This is a genomic window from Aequorivita marina, assembly GCF_031631895.2.
GTDB classification, from domain to species: domain Bacteria; phylum Bacteroidota; class Bacteroidia; order Flavobacteriales; family Flavobacteriaceae; genus Aequorivita; species Aequorivita marina.
In genome coordinates this window covers 1-389 of record NZ_JAVMBW020000045.1, presented here as the reverse complement: position 1 = coordinate 389, position 389 = coordinate 1, and the positions used below count along the sequence as shown (strand labels likewise).

Annotated in this window: 1 protein-coding gene; it reads right to left on the bottom strand. The window is 47.8% G+C overall.

Annotated elements, in window-relative coordinates; all coding sequences use genetic code 11:
* A partial coding sequence (locus QPK98_RS15610; protein ID WP_494337541.1) for an Ig-like domain-containing protein occupies nucleotides 1–389 on the bottom strand: 389 nt, incomplete at both ends.

Genomic DNA, 389 nt, shown 5'->3' with positions numbered 1-389 from the left:
GCAGTTTCGGCATAATAGGTTGTGCTGCCTACGCTATTAAGGGTTGGGCTGCTTACGGTGTTTCCGCCAGTTAATGCATCGTACCATACAACAGGATCTGTTGAGGTAATCGCTGCATTGGCATCCAACGTTTGCAATGGATCTTCTTGACATTCCGTAATATCTCCGCCACTTATAGGTGCATCGGGCGCATCGGTAATCGTTAGCGTTACCGCTGTTCTTGTTAAACTGTTACAGCCACCACTGATTGCAGTTTCGGCATAATAGGTTGTGCTGCCTACGCTATTAAGGGTTGGACTGCTTACGGTGTTTCCGCCGGTTAATGCATCGTACCATACTACAGGATCTGTTGAGGTAATCGCTGCATTGGCATCCAACGTTTGCAATGG